Annotated in this window: 15 protein-coding genes and 2 tRNA genes; 10 read left to right on the plus strand and 7 right to left on the minus strand. The window is 71.8% G+C overall.

The window, feature by feature from the left end; all coding sequences use genetic code 11:
- Positions 1-12 precede the first annotated feature (12 nt).
- Positions 13-1,161, plus strand: coding sequence for a serine hydrolase domain-containing protein (locus tag ACIRSU_RS17185; protein ID WP_403792883.1), 1,149 nt, complete (start codon positions 13-15; stop codon positions 1,159-1,161).
- 3 nt (positions 1,162-1,164) lie between these two features.
- Here the strand turns inward: ACIRSU_RS17185 and ACIRSU_RS17190 are convergent, their stop codons facing one another.
- The gene (locus ACIRSU_RS17190; protein WP_403792885.1) at positions 1,165-2,016 is read right to left on the minus strand and encodes a hypothetical protein; all 852 of its coding nucleotides are present in this window, start codon (positions 2,014-2,016) and stop codon (positions 1,165-1,167) included.
- Positions 2,017-2,150: 134 nt separating this feature from the next.
- Positions 2,151-4,712, minus strand: a complete 2,562-nt coding sequence (gene pepN / locus ACIRSU_RS17195; protein WP_403792887.1) for an aminopeptidase N — start codon at positions 4,710-4,712, stop codon at positions 2,151-2,153.
- A gap of 161 nt (positions 4,713-4,873) precedes the next feature.
- Between pepN and ACIRSU_RS17200 the strand changes: the two genes are divergently transcribed.
- Both ACIRSU_RS17200 and ACIRSU_RS17205 read left to right on the plus strand, forming a co-directional pair.
- Positions 4,874-5,509 (plus strand): DsbA family protein, encoded by a 636-nt coding sequence (locus ACIRSU_RS17200; protein WP_403792888.1) that lies wholly within the window; start codon positions 4,874-4,876, stop codon positions 5,507-5,509.
- A 118-nt stretch (positions 5,510-5,627) separates the two neighbouring features.
- Entirely contained in the window at positions 5,628-6,545 is a 918-nt protein-coding gene (locus ACIRSU_RS17205; protein ID WP_403792890.1) for a hypothetical protein, read from the plus strand.
- Positions 6,546-6,607: 62 nt separating this feature from the next.
- On the opposite strand, the gene ACIRSU_RS17210 is transcribed toward ACIRSU_RS17205, so the two are convergent.
- Both ACIRSU_RS17210 and ACIRSU_RS17215 read right to left on the minus strand, forming a co-directional pair.
- The gene (locus ACIRSU_RS17210; protein WP_403792892.1) at positions 6,608-8,044 is read right to left on the minus strand and encodes an amino acid permease; all 1,437 of its coding nucleotides are present in this window, start codon (positions 8,042-8,044) and stop codon (positions 6,608-6,610) included.
- A 117-nt stretch (positions 8,045-8,161) separates the two neighbouring features.
- On the minus strand, positions 8,162-9,592 hold the full coding sequence (locus ACIRSU_RS17215) for an amino acid permease (RefSeq protein WP_403792893.1): 1,431 nt from the start codon (positions 9,590-9,592) through the stop codon (positions 8,162-8,164).
- A gap of 260 nt (positions 9,593-9,852) precedes the next feature.
- Here ACIRSU_RS17215 and ACIRSU_RS17220 point away from each other — a divergent pair, with 260 nt between their 5' ends.
- Positions 9,853-10,446 (plus strand): biotin transporter BioY, encoded by a 594-nt coding sequence (locus ACIRSU_RS17220; RefSeq protein WP_403792895.1) that lies wholly within the window; start codon positions 9,853-9,855, stop codon positions 10,444-10,446.
- 117 nt (positions 10,447-10,563) lie between these two features.
- Here the strand turns inward: ACIRSU_RS17220 and ACIRSU_RS17225 are convergent, their stop codons facing one another.
- Positions 10,564-12,027 carry an amino acid permease gene (locus ACIRSU_RS17225; RefSeq protein ID WP_403792896.1) on the minus strand — a complete coding sequence of 488 codons (1,464 nt, stop codon included), beginning with the start codon at positions 12,025-12,027 and terminating at the stop codon, positions 10,564-10,566.
- Between the two features lie 204 nt (positions 12,028-12,231).
- On the opposite strand from ACIRSU_RS17225, the gene ACIRSU_RS17230 reads away from it, so the two are divergent.
- Together ACIRSU_RS17230 and ACIRSU_RS17235 are read left to right on the plus strand one after the other, a co-directional pair.
- Positions 12,232-12,726: a ribose-5-phosphate isomerase gene (locus ACIRSU_RS17230; RefSeq protein WP_403792898.1), complete on the plus strand. Its 495-nt coding sequence runs from the start codon at positions 12,232-12,234 to the stop codon at positions 12,724-12,726.
- A complete protein-coding gene (locus ACIRSU_RS17235; RefSeq protein ID WP_403792900.1) occupies positions 12,726-13,544 on the plus strand; it encodes an Fpg/Nei family DNA glycosylase in 819 nt (272 codons plus the stop codon). Before ACIRSU_RS17230 ends, ACIRSU_RS17235 begins: the two co-directional genes overlap by 1 nt.
- 229 nt (positions 13,545-13,773) lie before the next feature.
- Here ACIRSU_RS17235 and ACIRSU_RS17240 read toward each other — a convergent pair whose 3' ends face one another.
- Positions 13,774-15,003 (minus strand): GNAT family N-acetyltransferase, encoded by a 1,230-nt coding sequence (locus ACIRSU_RS17240; RefSeq protein WP_403792901.1) that lies wholly within the window; start codon positions 15,001-15,003, stop codon positions 13,774-13,776.
- A gap of 107 nt (positions 15,004-15,110) precedes the next feature.
- On the opposite strand from ACIRSU_RS17240, the gene ACIRSU_RS17245 reads away from it, so the two are divergent.
- From ACIRSU_RS17245 to ACIRSU_RS17255, 3 genes are all read left to right on the plus strand, one after another.
- Complete coding sequence (locus ACIRSU_RS17245; RefSeq protein WP_403792903.1) at positions 15,111-16,256, plus strand: PP2C family protein-serine/threonine phosphatase; 1,146 nt, start codon at positions 15,111-15,113, stop codon at positions 16,254-16,256.
- 5 nt (positions 16,257-16,261) lie between these two features.
- Positions 16,262-16,720: an HD domain-containing protein gene (locus ACIRSU_RS17250; RefSeq protein ID WP_403792904.1), complete on the plus strand. Its 459-nt coding sequence runs from the start codon at positions 16,262-16,264 to the stop codon at positions 16,718-16,720.
- 160 nt (positions 16,721-16,880) lie between these two features.
- Positions 16,881-17,075 (plus strand): hypothetical protein, encoded by a 195-nt coding sequence (locus ACIRSU_RS17255; protein WP_389206162.1) that lies wholly within the window; start codon positions 16,881-16,883, stop codon positions 17,073-17,075.
- 116 nt (positions 17,076-17,191) lie between these two features.
- On the opposite strand, the gene ACIRSU_RS17260 is transcribed toward ACIRSU_RS17255, so the two are convergent.
- Positions 17,192-17,265, minus strand: a tRNA-Gly gene (locus tag ACIRSU_RS17260).
- Between the two features lie 133 nt (positions 17,266-17,398).
- Between ACIRSU_RS17260 and ACIRSU_RS17265 the strand changes: the two genes are divergently transcribed.
- Positions 17,399-17,475 (plus strand) — tRNA-Pro (locus ACIRSU_RS17265).
- Positions 17,476-17,494 lie beyond the last annotated feature (19 nt).

The following is a 17,494-nucleotide window of genomic DNA, read 5'->3' on the forward strand; positions in this document are numbered from 1 at the left end:
CGGGAGTTCCGCATGTCAGCCGCACGCACCCGCCGTACCGTCGTCGCCGCCACGCTCGTGGCCGGCCTCGCCGCCGGCGCGCTCGCCGCGCCCGCCTTCGCCGCCGCACCGCCGAAGCCCTCCCACACCGCCACCCAGCAGGCCCTGGACGCGGCTGTCGCCGAGGGGGTGCCCGGCGCCGTCGCGCAGGCCCGCGACGGAAAGGCCCGCTGGACCGGCACCGCCGGCGAGCGCAAGGGCAGCGACCGCTTCCGGGTCGGCTCCATCACCAAGACCTTCACCGCCACCGTGCTGCTCCAGCTCCAGGCCGAGGGCCGCATCGACCTCGACGACCCGGTCGAGAAGTGGCTGCCCGGAGTCGTCCGGGGCCACGGCCACGACGGCCGGAAGATCACCGTCCGGCAGCTGCTCAACCACACCAGCGGCATCTACAGCTACACCTCCGACCCCTCCTTCCAGCAGACGGTCTTCGGCCCCGCGTTCCTCGAGCACCGTTACGACACCTGGACCCCGCAGCAGCTCGTCGGGATCGCGATGCAGCACGCGCCGGACTTCGCGCCCAACACCTCCTGGAAGTACTCCAACACCAACTTCGTGCTCGCCGGCATGGTCGTCGAGAAGGTCACCGGCCACTCGTACGAGAAGGAGGTCGAGCGGCGCATCATCAAGCCGCTGAAGCTGCGCGCGACCAGCGCTCCCGGCACCGGCTCCCGGATGCCGCGGCCCAACTCCCGCGCCTACTCGAAGCTCGGGTCGGCGGCCGACAGGCCCGCGTACGACGTGACCGAGCTGAACCCGTCCATCGCCGGGGCGGCGGGCGAGATGATCTCCGACGCGAACGACCTGCAGACCTTCTACCGGGCCCTGCTCAAGGGCCGGCTGCTGCCGCCCGCCGAGATGAAGGAGATGACCGACACGGTCGCGACCGGCCGGGGCACGGATGTCCGCTACGGGCTCGGGCTGTTCCAGCAGAGGCTGAGCTGCGGCAAGGAGATCTGGGGCCACAGCGGCGGCATCCACGGCTCCGCCTCCCAGGCCGTGGTCACCCGGGACGGCGAGCACTCGCTCGCCGCGAACTTCAACGCCGACTGGACCGGCGACAGCCAGGCCCTGATCGAGGCGGAGTTCTGCGGGACGACCGGAACGGCCGGCCGGAGCTGACCTTCAGCGGGGCAGGACGACCACGTAGGCGGCCGGCTGCCGGTCCGGCGCGGCCATCAGCGCCGTACGGACCACGGTCGCCTGCTGGTCCATCGTCTCGCGCAGCTTGCGCGGGGTGATGTGGACGACGGTGATGCCGAGCCGCTCCAGGTGCTCGCGCTTGCGCGTGTACTCCGACCACAGCGCGTCGTCGTCCTGCCGCGGCGCCCGGGTGTCCAGCTCCACCGCGACCGCCTGGTCCGGCCAGTAGGCGTCCACGCCGCCCAGGTGCGGGCCGCCCGGCAGCCGCAGGTCCACGTTCCACAGCGGGTCCGGCAGCGCGAACTCGCGCACCATCTCGTAGAGACGCTGCTCGGCGATCGAGCGCCCCTCGGCGAGCAGCGAGTCCACCGCGTCCACCACATGCGGACGGGTGAGCAGCCGGGCCCGGTTCAGCTCCCGTACGACCGCGCCCGGTTCGCAGTGGCCGCCGCTGACCGCCTCGGTGAGCAGCCGGCGCACCACGCCCGCGTCGTTCAGCGCCGAGACGGCGTCGGCGAGCGCCCGCTCCACCGGGGCCACCGGCAGCGCGTCGATCTCGACCGGCGTCGGCGGCTGGGCGGCCTTCACCACCCGGACGAAACCGGTCGAGCGGAGCCGGCGGGTGCGCGGCACCAGGACGTCGACCCGGTCGACCATGCCGCGCGGGGGAGCGGCGGCGAAGCGGTGCAGGGAGAGCGCGGCGAGCCCGGTGATCATCGCCTCGGCGCGGGCGTAGCGGATGGCCTCCCGGAACCGGTCGGCGCCGGTGCGGGGGAGGGGGGAGGGGGCGCTGGGGGAGGTGTTGTGGTTCATGCCGACGGTCTTCCGCCGCACGGACCGGCCCTAACCGCTGTTACGAGCCCGTCGCACAATCCGGACAACTCCGCACTAAAGTACGCGCGTTCGAGTGCCGAGGTACGAAAGCCCCCGGCGGTGCCCGCGCACCACCGGGGGCCCCTCGCACGGAGCTACGCGGCGCGCGCGTCGCACTCCTGCGCCCGCAGCGCCCGCGCCAGGTCGTCGCGGGACTCCAGGACGAGCCGGCGCAGCGCCGGAGCGGCGTCCGCGTGCCCGGCCAGCCACGCGTCCGTCGCCGCCAGGGTCTCCGGGCGGTCCTGAAGCCCCGGGAACAGGCCGCGGACCACGTCCATGCCGATCTGGATGGACCGCTCCGCCCAGATCCGCTCGATCGCCGCGAAGTACTTCTCCGCGTACGGCGCGATCAGCTCGCGCTGCGAGGGCTGCGTGAAGCCCGAGATCGTGGCCTCCGCCAGCGCGTTCGACAGCTGGTCCGACTCGACGACCTGCGCCCACGCCTGCGCCTTGACGGCGGCCGACGGGCGGGCGGCCAGGCAGCGCACCTGGTGGCGCTTGCCGGACGCCGTGTCGTCGCGGGCCAGCTCGGCGCCGATGCGGGCCTCGTCGGCGCGGCCGTGCGTGGCCAGCGGCGACAGGAACGCCCAGCGCAGCTCCTGGTCGACGTCGAGTCCGTCGATCGCGGCCGAGCCGTCGAGCAGCCCCTCCAGGAGCTGCAGGTCCGCGTCCGCCGAGGCGACGGCGGCGAAGAAGTGCGCCCAGGTCAGCTGGTGCTCGCTGCCCGGCTCGGCGAGCCGCAGCTCGCGCAGCCCGCCCTCGGCGAGCAGCCGCCCGCCCTCGGCCCGCCACTCCGGGGCCGCGTAGGAGGTGACGGCCGACTTCGCCCAGGCGTGCACCATCTGCAGCACGCCGATGTCGGTCTCGCGGCCGGCGAAGTCGAGCGCCACGCGCACGAAGTCGCGCGCCGGCATCAGCCCGTCGCGGGTCATGTTCCACAGCGCGGACCAGCACAGGGCGCGGGCCAGCGGGTCGGTGATGTCGCCGAGGTGGCCGCGCAGGGTGGCGAGCGAGCCCTCGTCGAAGCGGACCTTGCAGTAGGTCAGGTCGTCGTCGTTGACCAGGACCAGGTCCGGCTTCGCCTCGCCGGCGAGCTCGGCCACCACCGTACGGGCGCCGGTGATGTCCGTCTCGGCCCGCGCGTAGCGCACGAGGTCGCCGCCCTCGATGCGGTAGAGGCCCACGGCCGCGCGGTGCGGGCGCAGCTCGTCGCCCTCCTGGTCGACGGCCAGCTCGGTGATCCGGCCCTCGGCGTCGTAGGTGAGCACGGGCGTGAGGGAGTTGACGCCGGAGGTCTGCAGCCAGGACTTCGACCACGCCTTCATGTCCCGGCCGGAGGTCTCCTCCAGGACCGCGAGCAGGTCGGCGAGGGTGGTGTTCCCGTAGGCGTGGCGCTTGAAGTAGCGGCGCGCGCCCTCCAGGAACGCGTCCCGGCCCGCGTACGCCACCAGCTGCTTCAGGACCGAGGCGCCCTTGGCGTACGTGATGCCGTCGAAGTTCAGCTTGGCGTCCTCCAGGTCGCGGATGTCGGCCGTGACCGGGTGCGTCGACGGCAGCTGGTCGGCCCGGTACGCCCACGCCTTGCGGCTGTTGGCGAAGGTCACCCACGCGTTGCCGAAGCGGGTCGCCTCGACCTGCGAGAAGGTGCCCATGAAGTCGGCGTACGACTCCTTCAGCCACAGGTCGTCCCACCACACCATGGTGACCAGGTCGCCGAACCACATGTGGGCCATCTCGTGCAGGATCGTGTTGGCCCGGCGCTCGTACGCGGCCCGCGTCACCTTGCCCCGGTAGATGTACTCCTCCTTGAAGGTGACCATGCCGGGGTTCTCCATGGCGCCGAGGTTGTACTCGGGCACGAAGGCCTGGTCGTACTTCCCGAAGGGGTACGGGTAGTCGAAGTTGTCGTGGAAGAAGTCGAAGCCCTGCTTGGTGACCAGGAAGACGTCGTCCGCGTCGAAGTGCTTCGCGAGGCCCTTGCGGCACATCGCGCCCAGCGGGATCTCCAGCTCGGTGCCGTCGGCGAAGGTGCGCCGGTAGGTGTCGGTGACGTAGTGGTACGGGCCGGCGACCACGCACGTGACGTACGTGGAGATCGGCGCCGTCTCCGCGAACCGCCACACGCCGTCGGCGCCCTGCTCCCCGGCGCCGTTGCTCCACACCGTCCAGCCCTCGGGCGCGGCCACCTCGAAGCGGTACCGGGCCTTGAGGTCGGGCTGCTCGAAGTTGGCGTGGACCCGGCGCGCGTCGGCCGGCTCGTACTGCGTGTAGAGGTAGACCTCGCCGTCCTCCGGGTCGACGAAGCGGTGCATGCCCTCGCCGGTGCGGCTGTAGGCGCACTGGGCGTCGACCACCAGCACGTTCTCGTCGGCCAGGTCGTCGAGCGCGATCCGGGCGCCGTCGAAGACGACCGCCGGGTCGAGCTCGCGGCCGTTGAGCGTCACCGCGGTCACCGAGGGCGCGATCAGATCGGCGAAGGTGCGGTCTCCCGAGCCGGTGCGCCGGAACCGGACGGTGGTCACGGAGCGGAAGGTGCGCACGCCCTCCCCGGACTCGCCGACCGCCGAGCGCAGGTCGAGGAAGACCTCGTACCCGTCGACGGACAGCAGTGCGGCCCGCTCGTGGGCCTCGTCGCGGGACAGATTCTCACCGGGCACGGTCACTCCACTCCTTCGTGCCACACCGTCGTGGCGCGTTCGAAACAGCACCGATCCTCCCATGTGCGGCTGACACCGAACAGGCGGGAATGCGGCGGGGCCGGCCCGGCGTTGCGCCTTTCGGCGCAACACGAGACCCGAGGCCGTACCCGAGGAGACACATGTCCGAGAGCAGGACCACCGCCGAGTTCTTCTTCGACCCGCTGTGCCCGTGGGCCTGGATGACCTCCCGCTGGATGCTGGAGGTGGAGAAGGTCCGCCCCGTCGACGTGCGGTGGAAGGTGATGAGCCTCGCGGTCCTGAACGAGAACCGGCTCGACGAGGTGCCGCCGGAGTACCGCGAGATGCTGGAGACCAAGGCGTGGGGCCCGGTCCGCGTCGTCGTCGCCGCCCAGCAGCTGCACGGCGACGAGGTCGTCGGCAAGCTCTACACGGCCCTCGGCACCCGCTTCCACAACAACGGCGAGGGCCCGACCCGCGAGGCCATCGCGGGCGCCCTGAAGGACGTCGGCCTGCCCGAGAGCCTCGTCGACTACGCCGACAAGGACACCTACGACAAGGAGCTGCGCGCCTCCCACAAGGAGGGCATCGACAAGGTCGGCCAGGACGTCGGCACGCCCGTGATCTCCGTCCCCGGCCCGGACGGCGACGAGGTCGCCTTCTTCGGCCCGGTCGTCACCCCGACCCCGCGCGGCGAGGCGGCGGCGCGCCTGTGGGACGGCACGCTGCTCGTGGCGGCGACGCCCGGCTTCTACGAGATCAAGCGCACGCGGACGGAAGCGCCGAGCTTCCACTAGTCGCCCGCGGGGAGCGTGCGGCCTCGTGGTGCACCGCGAGGCCGCACGCTCCCGTGCGCTCCGCCATTGCGGTCAACCGGCGCCGGTGCGGACCGGTCAAGATCAATAGCGTGCGGGCATGCGACTCCCCCTCCACGCCCTGAAGCTCGCCGCGGCGACCCTCCTGCTCACCGCCCTCGCCGCCGCGCCCGCCGGCGCCGCGCCCCCCGACGACTGGCAGCAGGTCGGCACCGACGCCCGCAGCGGAGTCAGCGGCCTGGCCTCCGAGGGCCGGGGCAGCGACAGCGCCCTGTTCGTCAACGACAACAAGCGCTCCGGACAGCCGCGGCTCTCCCGCGTCTCGTACGCGGCCGGCGCCGTCGCCGTCGGGCGGCTCGCCTGGAACGGGGCCGAGCCCGACGACCTGGAGGCGATCGAGGCCGTCCCGGGGACGCCCGGCGAGTACCTCGCGCTCGCCAGTCGCGGCATCGTCTACCGCATCGAGGTCGACGGCCCCAGGGCCACCGTCCTCGACTACGCCCCGCTGCCGGCCATCGGCCAGGGCGACGACTACGAGAGCTTCGCGCTCGTCGCCCGGGACGGGCAGCTCGCCGCCCTGTGGGCCGACCGCGGCGAGGGCCCGGGCCGGCCGGCCACGCTGTACGCGGCGCCGCTCACCTTCGCCTCCTGGGGCCGGCCGCTGTTCGGCGCGGTGACCAAGCGCGCGTACACCTCCACGTACCCGCAGAGCGACGGCACCCGACACATCTCCGACATCTCGGTGACCGACTCCGGCCGGATCCTGGCGAGCTCGGCGACGGACGCGGGTGACGACGGCCCGTTCGACTCGGCCGTCAGCGACATCGGCCGGGTCACGGTCTCGGCCACCGGCAAGGTGCGGGTCACGCTCGCCGCGAGCCCGGCCGTGCTCGGCACCTTCCCGGGCTACAAGATCGAGGCCGTCGAGTGCCTGCCCGGCTCCGACGACGCCCTGCTCGGCACCGACGACGAGAACCACGGTGGACACGTGCGCACCGCCCCGTACTGCGGGGCGTGAAGCCAAGAGGCCCCGCCGAGCACATGGCGTGCTCGGCGGGGCCTCGTTCGGTCCGGGACGGGTCAGGCTTCCTCGGCCGCGGGCGTCACCGCACCCGCTCCGGCGCCCGCCTTCTGGCGGACGATGCCGATCACCGCGAGGACCAGCGTCATCGCGCCCGTCGCGTACAGCTGGACGCGGGTGCCCTCGTCACGGGCCATCAGATAGAAGATGACCGCCATGCCGGCGAGGGCGACGTACGTCAGGCCCGGGTAGAGCCACATCCGCACGACCAGCTTCTCGGGCGCCTCGCGGTCCAGGCGGCGGCGCAGCACCAGCTGCGAGGCGGCGATGAAGATCCAGACGACCAGGATCACGCCGCCGATCATGTTGAGCAGCCACGGGAAGATCGTCTCGGGCGACCAGTAGTTGAGGCCGACGCAGACGAAGCCGAAGAAGCAGGAGGCGAGCACGGCCGGGCGCGGCACGCCGCCGAAGACCTTGCCGAGCACCTTCGGGCCGAGGCCGCGGTGGACCAGGGAGAAGGCGATGCGCGAGGAGCCGTAGATGTTGGCGTTCATCGCGGAGAGCAGGGCGATCAGGACGACGACGTTCATGATCTGGCCGGCGCCCGGGATGCCCAGGTGGTCGAGGGCCGCGACGTACGGGCCCTTCTCGGTGATGGCCTTGTCGTCCCACGGGATGAGGGTGACGACGACGGCCATCGAGCCGATGTAGAAGAGCGAGATGCGCCACATCGCGGTGCGCACGGCCTTGGCGACGCCCTTGACCGGGTTGTCGGACTCGGCGGCCGCGATGGTGACGGTCTCCATGCCACCGTACGAGAACACCGAGGCGAGCAGACCGATGACCAGGCCCTCGCTGCCGTTGGGCAGGAAGCCGCCCTTGCCGAACAGGTTCGCGGTGCCGGGGGAGTCGGTGCCGGGCAGGACGCCCAGGACGGCGAGCACGCCCAGGCCGAGGAAGAGGGTGATCGCGCCGACCTTCAGGGCGGCGAACCAGAACTCGAACTCGCCGAAGTTCTTCACGGCCGCCAGGTTGGTGCCGCAGAAGACCAGCATGAAGAGCGCGACCCAGGCCCACTCGGGCGTGCCGGGCAGCCAGCCGGTGACGATCTTCGCCGCGCCGATGCCCTCCAGGCCGACGGCGACGCTCAGCAGCACCCAGAACGCCCAGCCGGAGGCGAAGCCGGCCCAGGAGCCGAAGGCCCGCTCGGCGTGCGAGGAGAACGAGCCGGAGGACGGGTACGCGGCCGACATCTCGCCCAGCATGCGCATCACGAGCATGACGAGCAGACCGGAGAGCGTGTAGGCGAGGACGATGGACGGGCCGGCGGCGGCGATGCCGGCGCCGGAGCCGACGAACAGGCCGGCGCCGATGACGCCGCCGAGGGCGATCATCGACAGATGACGCTGCTTGAGGCCATGGGTCAGGCCATCGGTGGGGGCGGTCGCGCCGTCCTTGCGGTCGGCCGGCGTGGGCGCGGTGGTCCGAGACATGGGCGAACCCTGTTCACTAGCTGAGACGGGGTGAGTGGCCCACAGTGTGTGGGCCCGCACCGCTCACAGGGAACAGTCGTCCGCTATACGGTCACCACCTTCACACAAGGTGAAGTTTCAGTTCCGTACCGCGCTCGCGTCCCCGGGCTCCTGCGGCTCCCGCAGCTCCCGCAGCCACGCCACCGCGAGCACCGCCGCCGTCGCACCGGCCGACCACAGCACCTGCGGGCGCGAGCCGTCGTCCAGCAGCATCAGCACGACGACCGCGGCCATCGCGGCGAGCGCGAGCCAGGTCAGCCACGGGAAGCCCCACATGCGCAGGGTCAGCGTCTCCGGCGCCTCGCGCTCGATCCGGCGGCGCAGCCGCAGCTGCGAGACCGCGATCAGCGCCCACACGAAGAGCAGCACCGCGCCGACCGCGTTGAGCATGTAGAGGAAGACGGAATCCGGCCACTTCAGATTGAGCAGTACGGAGACGAAGCCGAACACCACCGACGCCAGCACCGCCCGGCGCGGCACTCCCCCGCCCGACGGCTTCAGCAGGCTCTCGGGTGCCTCGCCGCGCTCGGCCAGCGAGAACACCATGCGCGACGACCCGTACAGATTGGCGTTGAGCGCGGACAGCAGCGCCACGAACACCACCACGTTCATGATCTGCCCGGCCCCCGGCACCCCGATCGCGTCCAGGACCGCCACGTACGGCGACTCGCCCGGCTCGATCGCGGTCCACGGCAGCAGGGTGACGATCACCAGCATGGAACCCACGTAGAAGAGGAGGATCCGCCACACCGCGCTGCGCACCGCCCGCGCCACGTTGCGCGCCGGATCGTCGGACTCGGCCGCCGCTATCGTCACGACCTCCAGGCCGCCGAAGGCGAAGACGACGGCGAGGACGCCCGACACGACCCCGGACCAGCCGTTCGGCAGGAAACCGCCCTGCCCGGTCAGGTTCGTGAGCCCCGCCGGCTCCGTGTCGGGGAGCCAGCCGACGGCCGCGAGGACACCGAGCACCAGGAAGAGGACGATCGCGCCGACCTTCAGCGCGGCGAACCAGAACTCGAACTCGCCGAAGTTCTTCACCGCCGCCAGGTTCGTGGCCGTGAACACCAACATGAAGAGCAGTACCCAGCCCCACTGCGGGATCCCGGGCACCCAGCCGTGCGCGATCCGCGCCGCGCCCGTCGCCTCCACGGCGAGGACCACGACGAGCAGGAACCAGTACAGCCAGCCCACCGAGAAGCCCGCCCAGCGCCCGAGCGCCCGCTCCGCGTGCACCGAGAAGGCGCCGGAGGCCGGCATGGCCGCCGACATCTCGCCGAGCATCCGCATGACCAGCATCGCGAGCGCGCCGGCGATCAGATACGAGACGACGATGCCGGGGCCGGCGACCGCGATGCCCGCGCCCGAACCGACGAAGAGTCCCGCGCCGATCACGCCGCCGAGGCCCAGCATCGTCAGATGACGCTGCTTCAGCCCGTGCGAGAGCGGCTCCTGTTCGGGAGCGAGGGACGACCGGGACGACTGCGGGGCGAGTGGTGCCTCGTGCATGTGGGGGGCTCGCGCTCTTCGGTTGTTTATGGGGACTCCACAGTCTCTCCGGTGAGCGGGCGTTGACGCAAAAGGGATCTCCTGGCAGGACTTCCCCGTGACAAGCGTCACGTAGCGGACGGGCGTCAGTGGTCGACTTGTCTGATCTCCACGAAAGGCCCGCCCGGGGCTTTGTGGGCGGCTGACCGTGATCGGGTGTTCACTCCTGGCATACGGTCGAGCCTGTCCCTCGTCCCTCAAGTCCCGCGGAGTACCGACCGATGAGCACCGCCGCCGCCCCCGTCTCCTCCCTCCGTTCCGGTTCGGTCCTCGCCGACCTGATCCCGGCGAGCCGCGTCCGCGACCTCGCGCTCGTCGCCGGCGGCGCCGCGCTGACCGGCCTCGCCGCGCAGCTCACCGTGCCGGTCCCGGGCTCCCCGGTCCCGGTCTCCGGTCAGACCTTCGCCGCCCTGCTCGTCGGCACCGCCCTCGGCGCCCGGCGCGGCTTCCTCTCCCTCGGCCTGTACGCCGTCGCCGGCATGGCGGGCCTGCCGTGGTTCGCCGAGGCGTCCTCCGGCTGGGCGATGCCGTCCTTCGGCTACATCCTCGGCATGCTGCTCGCCGCCACCGTGGTCGGCGCGCTCGCCCGCCGCGGCGGCGACCGCTCGATGCTGCGCACGGCCGGCACGATGGTGCTCGGCTCCGCGATCATCTACGCGGTCGGCGTGCCGTACCTGGCGCTGGCCACCGGCATGACCCTCGGCCAGGCCGTCGCCGCCGGCCTCGTCCCGTTCCTCATCGGCGACGCGGTCAAGGCGGCGCTGGCGATGGGTGCGCTGCCGACGGCCTGGAAGCTCGTCGGCCGCAAGGGCTGACGCCCCCGCCGTACAAGAGCCGTACCAGCGCCGTAAGAGTGCCGTACGAGAGCCGTACGAGAGTCGTACGAGAAGAGGCCCCGCCGAACGGCGGGGCCTCTTCTCACAGGGTCACGGTCAGACGTTCTCGAGCTCGAGCTCGGGCTCCGGACGCTTCTGGATCCGGTCCTTGACCAGGCCGATCGCGAGCACCAGGGCCGCCACCAGCAGCGAGAGCACGACCTGCTCACGGTTGCTGCCGCCGTCGTAGACCATGTAGCCGAGGACGAAGACGATCATCGCCGCCGTGGCCCAGGTCAGGTACGGGAAGAGCCACATCCGCACGATCAGCTTCTCGGGCGTCTCGCGCAGGATGATCCCGCGCATCTTCAGCTGGGTCAGGCAGATGACCAGCCAGACGAAGAGGGCGACGGCGCCGGAGGAGTTGAGCAGGAAGGCGAAGACGGTGTCCGGCCACTTGTAGTTGAAGAAGACCGCGACGAAGCCGAAGACCACGGAGGCGAGGATGGCCGTCGTCGGCACGCCGCGCTTGTTGGTGCGGGCGAACGCCTTGGGCGCGTCACCGCGCTGGCCGAGCGAGAAGGCCATGCGGGAGGCGGTGTAGAGGCCGGAGTTCAGGCAGGACAGGACGGCCGTCAGGACGATCACGTTCATGATCTGGCCGGCGGCCGGGATGCCGATGGAGTCGAGGGCGGCGACGTACGAGCCCTTGTCGACGATCGACTTGTCGTGCCACGGGAGCAGGGTGAGGACGACGAAGATCGAGCCCAGGTAGAAGACGCCGATCCGCCAGATGACGCTGTTGGTCGCCTTGGTGACGGCCTTCTGCGGGTCCTCGGACTCGCCGGCGGCGAGGGTGACGATCTCGCTGCCCATGAAGGAGAAGACGACCATCAGGACGCCGGTGAGCACCGCGCCCGCGCCCATCGGGAAGAAGCCCCCGCTGTCGGTGAGGTGCGCGAAGCCCGCGCCGGGGTTCTTCGAGCCGGGCAGCACGCCGAAGACGGCGAGCATGCCGATCACGACGAAGGCGCCGATGGCGACGACCTTGATGCCGGCGAACCAGAACTCGAACTCGCCGTACGAGGAGACCGAGGCCAGGTTGGTCGCGGTGAGCACCACCATCACGATGAGCGCCCAGCCCCACTGCGGGACGGCCGGGATCCAGCCCTCGAGGATCTTGGCGCCGGCGGTCGCCTCGACGGCGAGCACGACCACCCAGAAGAACCAGTACAGCCAGCCGATGGTGAAGCCGGCCCAGCGGCCGAGCGCGCGGTCGGCGTAGGCGGAGAAGGAGCCGGAGGACGGGCGGGCCGCGGCCATCTCGCCGAGCATCCGCATCACGAAGACGACCATCGCGCCGACGAGCGCGTAGGACAGCAGGATGGCGGGGCCGGCCGCGGCGATGCCGGAACCGGATCCGACGAAGAGTCCGGCGCCGATGACGCCGCCGATGGCGATCATCGACAGGTGGCGGTTCTTGAGACCGGCCTTGAGGCCGTTCGAGCCGTCGGAGTGCTGCGCGTCGCCGGTGGTGCCGGTGTCGCCGCCTTCCTTCGTCAGGGTCGGCTGCGTGTTCATCAACGCTTCCTTCTGCAGTGGGGGCGCTCGGGTCGCGAGCTGCGGATATGAAACCTGGCGACCGACGAGTAAGGAAGAGTTGATTCCGGATCGTGACTCAGGTCACATTCGGGACATAAATCACGAAAAACGACCGAACCCGACAGGACCAAGGTCCCGACCCCGCTGGCCCTTACCCCGGCCCCGGCGTGCCACACTCGGAACATGCGCGTCTACCTCGGTTCCGACCACGCCGGCTACGAACTCAAGAACCACCTCGTCGAGTGGCTCACGGCCCATGGCTACGAGCCCGTCGACTGCGGCCCCCACATCTACGACGCCCAGGACGACTACCCGCCGTTCTGCCTGCGCGCCGCGGAGAAGACCGCCGCCGACCCGGAGGCACTCGGCATCGTCATCGGCGGCTCCGGCAACGGCGAGCAGATCGCCGCGAACAAGGTCAAGGGGGTGCGCGCCGCCCTCGCCTGGAGCGAGCAGACCGCCGCCCTCGGCCGCGAGCACAACAACGCCAACGTCGTCGCCGTCGGCGCCCGCATGCACAGCCAGGACGAGGCCACCAGCTTCGTCGAGGTCTTCCTCAAGACCCCGTACTCCGGCGACGCGCGCCACACCCGCCGCATCGACATGCTCGCGACGTACGAGACCACCGGCGAGCTCCCGGCCATCCCGGCCCACCACCCGCAGGAGCCCACCGCCTGATGCCCGAAGGGCACACCATCCACCGGCTGGCCGCCGACTACCGGGAACGGTTCGGCGGCCGGCCTGTGCGCGTCTCCAGCCCCCAGGGCAAGTTCGCCGACTCGGCCGCGCTGCTCGACGGCACCGTCCTCGCCCGCACCGAGGCCCACGGCAAGCACCTCTTCCTGGGTTTCCCCGGCGACGAGTGGGTCCACATCCACCTCGGCCTCTTCGGCAAGGTCGGCTTCGGCGACGCCCCGGCCCCGCCGCCCACCGACACGGTCCGGCTGCGGCTCGCCAACCCCGAGTCGTACGTCGACCTGCGCGGCCCCACCACCTGCGCGCTCATCACCGACGCCGAGAAGGACGCGATACACGCCCGCCTCGGCCCCGACCCGCTGCGCGAGGACGACGAGCACGCCGATCCCACCCGCGCGTGGCAGCGCGTCTCCCGGTCCCGTACGACCGTCGCGGCGCTCCTCATGGACCAGAAGATCGTCGCGGGCGTCGGCAACGTCTACCGCGCCGAGGTCCTCTTCCGGCACGGCATCGACCCGTACCGGGCCGGCCGGGACCTGACCGCGGGGGAGTGGGACGCGATCTGGGCCGACCTGGCGATGCTCATGCGCGAGGGCGTCCGTCTCAACCGCATCGACACCGTCCGCCGCGAACACACCCCCGAGGCCATGGGCCGCCCGCCCCGCGTCGACGACCACGGCGGCGAGGTGTACGTCTACCGCCGCGCCCACCAGCCCTGCCACATCTGCGGCACGGAGATCCGCACGGCGGAACTGGCCGCGCGGAACCTGTTCTGGTGCCCGGGGTGCCAGCAGCGCTGACCGGCGCGCTAGGGGGTGTCTCGCCGATCATGCCGGGCTCGCGACTCCCCCAGAGCTTCGCCTGGGAGGTGCCCCCAGCACCGCGCCTCGCCGCGTTGTCGTCGGTCGCCGATGCTCCGCATGGACTCCCTCCTCCGCCTTGCGATGCGTCCCCTAGGCCCTGCGGGCCTGGGGAGACCCCATGCACCAGACGCCGCTCCCTGATCCGGCCTGATCGACGAGACACCCCCTAGAAACCGTGCGGCAGCCACGGCGCCACGGGTGACCCGAAGGCCACCGACGCCTCCACCAGCGCCCCGTCCCGCAGCTCGCGCACGCGGCCCGCCGCCGCCAGCGACACCAGCGACACGCCCCCCAGATACGCCGCCCCCAACTCCCGTACGGACAAGGCCAGATCCGCCGCGTCGTCCGTCCGCGCGCACACCGCGCCCTTCGCGTCCCCGGTCAGCCGCCAACGCCCCTCGTTCCAGGGGCAGAACGCGTCCTCGACCTCGAAGACCACGTCCACCGGCGCCTGGTACGCGCGCGCCTCCAGCGCCGCGCCCACGTCCACCAGCCGCACATGCAGCCTGTCCCGCAGCTTCGGCTCGCACCGGCGCACGTCGCTGACCAGGTGCTGCCAGGCGTCGTCCACCGGACGGTCGTACACGTTCACCCGCGAGGTCAGGTCCACCGAGCACACGTAGCGCCACAGCGCCGCCTCCGCCGCCGGGTCGAGGCCGGCCAGCCGGTGCAGCAGGACGGAGCCGTCGGCGCCCGCGAAGGACCAGTCCGGCTTCGTCGCGTAGTGGGCGTAGCCGACGACCTCGCCGTCCCGCTCGGCGAGCAGGCACAGCCGCTCCGAGGCGCCCTCCCGCTCGCCCGGCGGGTCGAGCAGCGCCTGCCGCTCCCAGCCGGGCCGCCGGGCCAGCATCCCGGGCCGGCCGGGCACCAGCTTCGCGTACACCGCCTCGGTCGCCTCCAGCGCCTCCGCCGGCGTCGTCACCCGCAGCGACACGTCGTCCGTGCCCGGCGGCACGGTGAGCCGCACCCGGGTCGTGTCGATCACCGCGCGCGCCTCCAGCGTCGCCACGCCGTACCCGAACCGCCCGTAGATCGCCGGCTCCGAGGCCGTGAGGACGGCGAGCGGTTCGCCCCAGGACCGTACGTCCGCCAGCTGGCGCCGCATCATCGAGGTGAGGATCCCGCGCCGCCGGTGCGTGGCGGCCACGCCGACCATCGTCACCCCGGCCGCCGGGACCGACGCCCCGCCCGGCACGGTGAGCCGGAAGGTGAACGCGCCCGCCGCACCGACGCACAGGTCCCCGTCCCAGGCGCCGAGGAACCGCTCGGGCTCGGTCAGCTCGCGCCACAGCGCGCGTGCCTCGTCCGACTCGGGAGGCCCGCCGAAGGCGCGCTCCAGGACCGCGAACCAGTTGTCCCACTCGGCAGGGTCGAGCACCCGCAGTTCGGTCGTCATATGCCACCGATATCAGCGCCCCGCGGCCCGGCGCGAACCGATTTCGCACACGTTGTCACAAGGGTCCCCCTGCACGAGCTCCGATCGGATGGATAGGGTCCAGGCCAATGGGACGACGCGGAGCGGTGCACACGTACGCGGCCCGGATGCGCAGGAGCGCAGCCCGGGCCCGCATCGGGCTGCGCCGGAGCGCGGTCGACTACTTCCGCGGCGACGGCTCCGACTGGGTCGCGCTCGCGGGACTCCTGCTCACCGTCCCGGCGATCGCCGCCGCCTCCCTGCTCAACCCGGTGTGGTGCTCGCCCGTCGCGCTCGTCCTGCCGATCGTGGCCGGCGGGCTCGTGCTGCGCCCCGCCAGCCTGCTCGGCCTGTACGCGGCGGCCGCGGGCGCGCTCATCGTCGAGTCCGTCGTCCTCGGCCCGTACACCCAGGGACCGGCCCGGGTCACGCCCGGCACCGTCCTCGTGGTCGCCGCCTGCGGCTTCTTCGGACTGCTCATCGCGCAGTTCCGGGCCCGTGTCGGCGTGCCCTGGCGGCGCGGCGGCACCATGCTCTTCGACCTGCGCGAACGCATCCGGGTGCAGAGCGCCCTGCCCCGCCTGCCCGGCGGCTGGCACCGCGAGATGGCGCTGCGCCCGGCCGGCGGCCAGTCCTTCTCCGGCGACTTCGTCGTCGCCGCCCGCACCAACGCCGGCCGCACCCTCGAAGTCGTCCTCACCGACGTCTCCGGCAAGGGCATGGACGCCGGCTCGCGCGCCCTGCTGCTCTCCGGCGCCTTCGGCGGACTGCTCGGCTCGCTGCCCCCGCACGGCTTCCTGCCCGCCGCCAACGGCTATCTGCTCCGCCAGGACTGGGACGAGGGCTTCGCCACCTCCGTCCACCTCGTCCTCGACCTCGAATCCGGCGACTACGAGCTCCTCTCCGCCGGCCACCTCCCCGCCCTCCAGCTCCACGCCGGCACCGGCCGCTGGGAGGAGAAGGCCGCCGAAGGCCCCCTCCTCGGCGTCTACGACGGCGCCGAGTTCCACCCGGTCAAGGGCTCCCTGCGCCCCGGCGACGTGCTCATGCTCTTCACCGACGGCCTCGTCGAGAGCGCCGACCGCGACCTCACCGAGGGCATCGACCGCCTCACCGGCGAGGCCGACCGCTATGTCGCCGCCGGCTTCGAGGGCGCCGCCTGGCACCTCATCGAAGCCTGCGCCAAGGACGTCAACGACGACCGCGCCCTGCTCCTCATCAGCCGCAAGGGATGACCGCCATGACCGGCCCCGCACCGCTCTCGCTCCCGGAGATCGAGGCGCTCGCCGTCGCCGCCCACGCCGGGCAGACCGACAAGGCCGGGCGGCCGTACGCCGAGCACCTGAGGGCCGTCGCCGAGGGCGTACGGGCGCGGGGCGGGAGTTCCGCGCAGATCGCGGCCGGCTGGCTGCACGACGCCGTCGAGGACCAGGCGCTGTCGGAGGAGTGGCTGGCGGGAGCGGCCCTGCCCGCCGAGGTGAAGGCCATGGTGCTCGCGCTCACCAAGCGGCCCGGCGAGGAGCTCGAGGCGTACGCGCGGCGGATCCTCGCCACCCCGGGCGCCCTGCTGGTCAAGGAGGCCGATCTCGCGCACAACGCCGACCCGGAGCGGCTCGCGGTGCTCGATCCGGCGACCCGGGACCGGCTCACCGCCAAGTACGCCCGGGTCCGGGCACTCCTCGGGATCACAGCGAAATGATCAAGACGTAATTCCGTCATGTTGGCTGGAATTCGACGTCGACGATTCGTCACCCGCCCCCGCTGGGCAAGAAGTTGGTGGCACGATAGGTGCGGCGGGGGTGTTCTGTGGCGTGCGCTCCCGGGCGGCAAGGCGAAACCGACCGAGGGTGTGATCAGTTGTGGCCATCTCACTGTCCGTGGTGCTGCTGTTGGCGATCATCCTGGTGGTGCTGATCCGTGGCGGAAACCTCAAGGCCGGCCCGGCCGTCGTCGCGGTCCTCTTCGGTTTCTTCCTCGCGTCCACCGGCATGGCGCCGAACATCCAGAACTTCCTGGACTCGATAACGGCGTCGATCGCCTCCATCAAGTTCTGAGGACCAGGTTCTGAGGACCAGGTTCTGAGGACCATGTTCCGAGGACCACGTTCTGAGGGTTCTCCGACATGACGAAAGGCCCCGCGGACACGGTCCGCGGGGCCTTTCGCCCTACCTGGAGCGGGCGACGGGAATCGAACCCGCGTAGCTAGTTTGGAAGACTAGGGCTCTACCATTGAGCTACGCCCGCAAGCACTGCGCCGCAGGCCATCAGGGCCGCGGCACGGACGCCATCGTAGCGGGTCCGGGCGGGTGCCCGCACGCTCCTCGGAAAGAGGGGGCGTCGCACCGTCCCCGTCCATGTACCCTACGTGTCGCACCGACGGGGTGTGGCGCAGCTTGGTAGCGCGTCCGCTTTGGGAGCGGAAGGCCGTGGGTTCAAATCCCGCCACCCCGACCAGCCAAGATCACGTTGTGGG

The sequence above is a fragment of the Streptomyces sp. NPDC101160 genome (assembly GCF_044768205.1).
Lineage (GTDB): Bacteria > Actinomycetota > Actinomycetes > Streptomycetales > Streptomycetaceae > Streptomyces.

Excerpts from the sequence above, each read along its gene's own strand:
- ACIRSU_RS17205 (WP_403792890.1), top strand. The coding sequence starts at position 5,628 with ATGCGACTCCCCCTCCACGCCCTGAAGCTCGCCGCGGCGACCCTCCTG.
- ACIRSU_RS17185 (WP_403792883.1), top strand. The coding sequence starts at position 13 with ATGTCAGCCGCACGCACCCGCCGTACCGTCGTCGCCGCCACGCTCGTG.
- ACIRSU_RS17240 (WP_403792901.1), bottom strand. The coding sequence starts at position 15,003 with ATGACGACCGAACTGCGGGTGCTCGACCCTGCCGAGTGGGACAACTGG.
- ACIRSU_RS17245 (WP_403792903.1), top strand. The coding sequence starts at position 15,111 with ATGGGACGACGCGGAGCGGTGCACACGTACGCGGCCCGGATGCGCAGG.
- ACIRSU_RS17250 (WP_403792904.1), top strand. The coding sequence starts at position 16,262 with ATGACCGGCCCCGCACCGCTCTCGCTCCCGGAGATCGAGGCGCTCGCC.
- ACIRSU_RS17200 (WP_403792888.1), top strand. The coding sequence starts at position 4,874 with ATGTCCGAGAGCAGGACCACCGCCGAGTTCTTCTTCGACCCGCTGTGC.
- ACIRSU_RS17225 (WP_403792896.1), bottom strand. The coding sequence starts at position 12,027 with ATGAACACGCAGCCGACCCTGACGAAGGAAGGCGGCGACACCGGCACC.
- ACIRSU_RS17220 (WP_403792895.1), top strand. The coding sequence starts at position 9,853 with ATGAGCACCGCCGCCGCCCCCGTCTCCTCCCTCCGTTCCGGTTCGGTC.
- ACIRSU_RS17210 (WP_403792892.1), bottom strand. The coding sequence starts at position 8,044 with ATGTCTCGGACCACCGCGCCCACGCCGGCCGACCGCAAGGACGGCGCG.
- ACIRSU_RS17235 (WP_403792900.1), top strand. The coding sequence starts at position 12,726 with ATGCCCGAAGGGCACACCATCCACCGGCTGGCCGCCGACTACCGGGAA.
- ACIRSU_RS17230 (WP_403792898.1), top strand. The coding sequence starts at position 12,232 with ATGCGCGTCTACCTCGGTTCCGACCACGCCGGCTACGAACTCAAGAAC.
- ACIRSU_RS17215 (WP_403792893.1), bottom strand. The coding sequence starts at position 9,592 with ATGCACGAGGCACCACTCGCCCCGCAGTCGTCCCGGTCGTCCCTCGCT.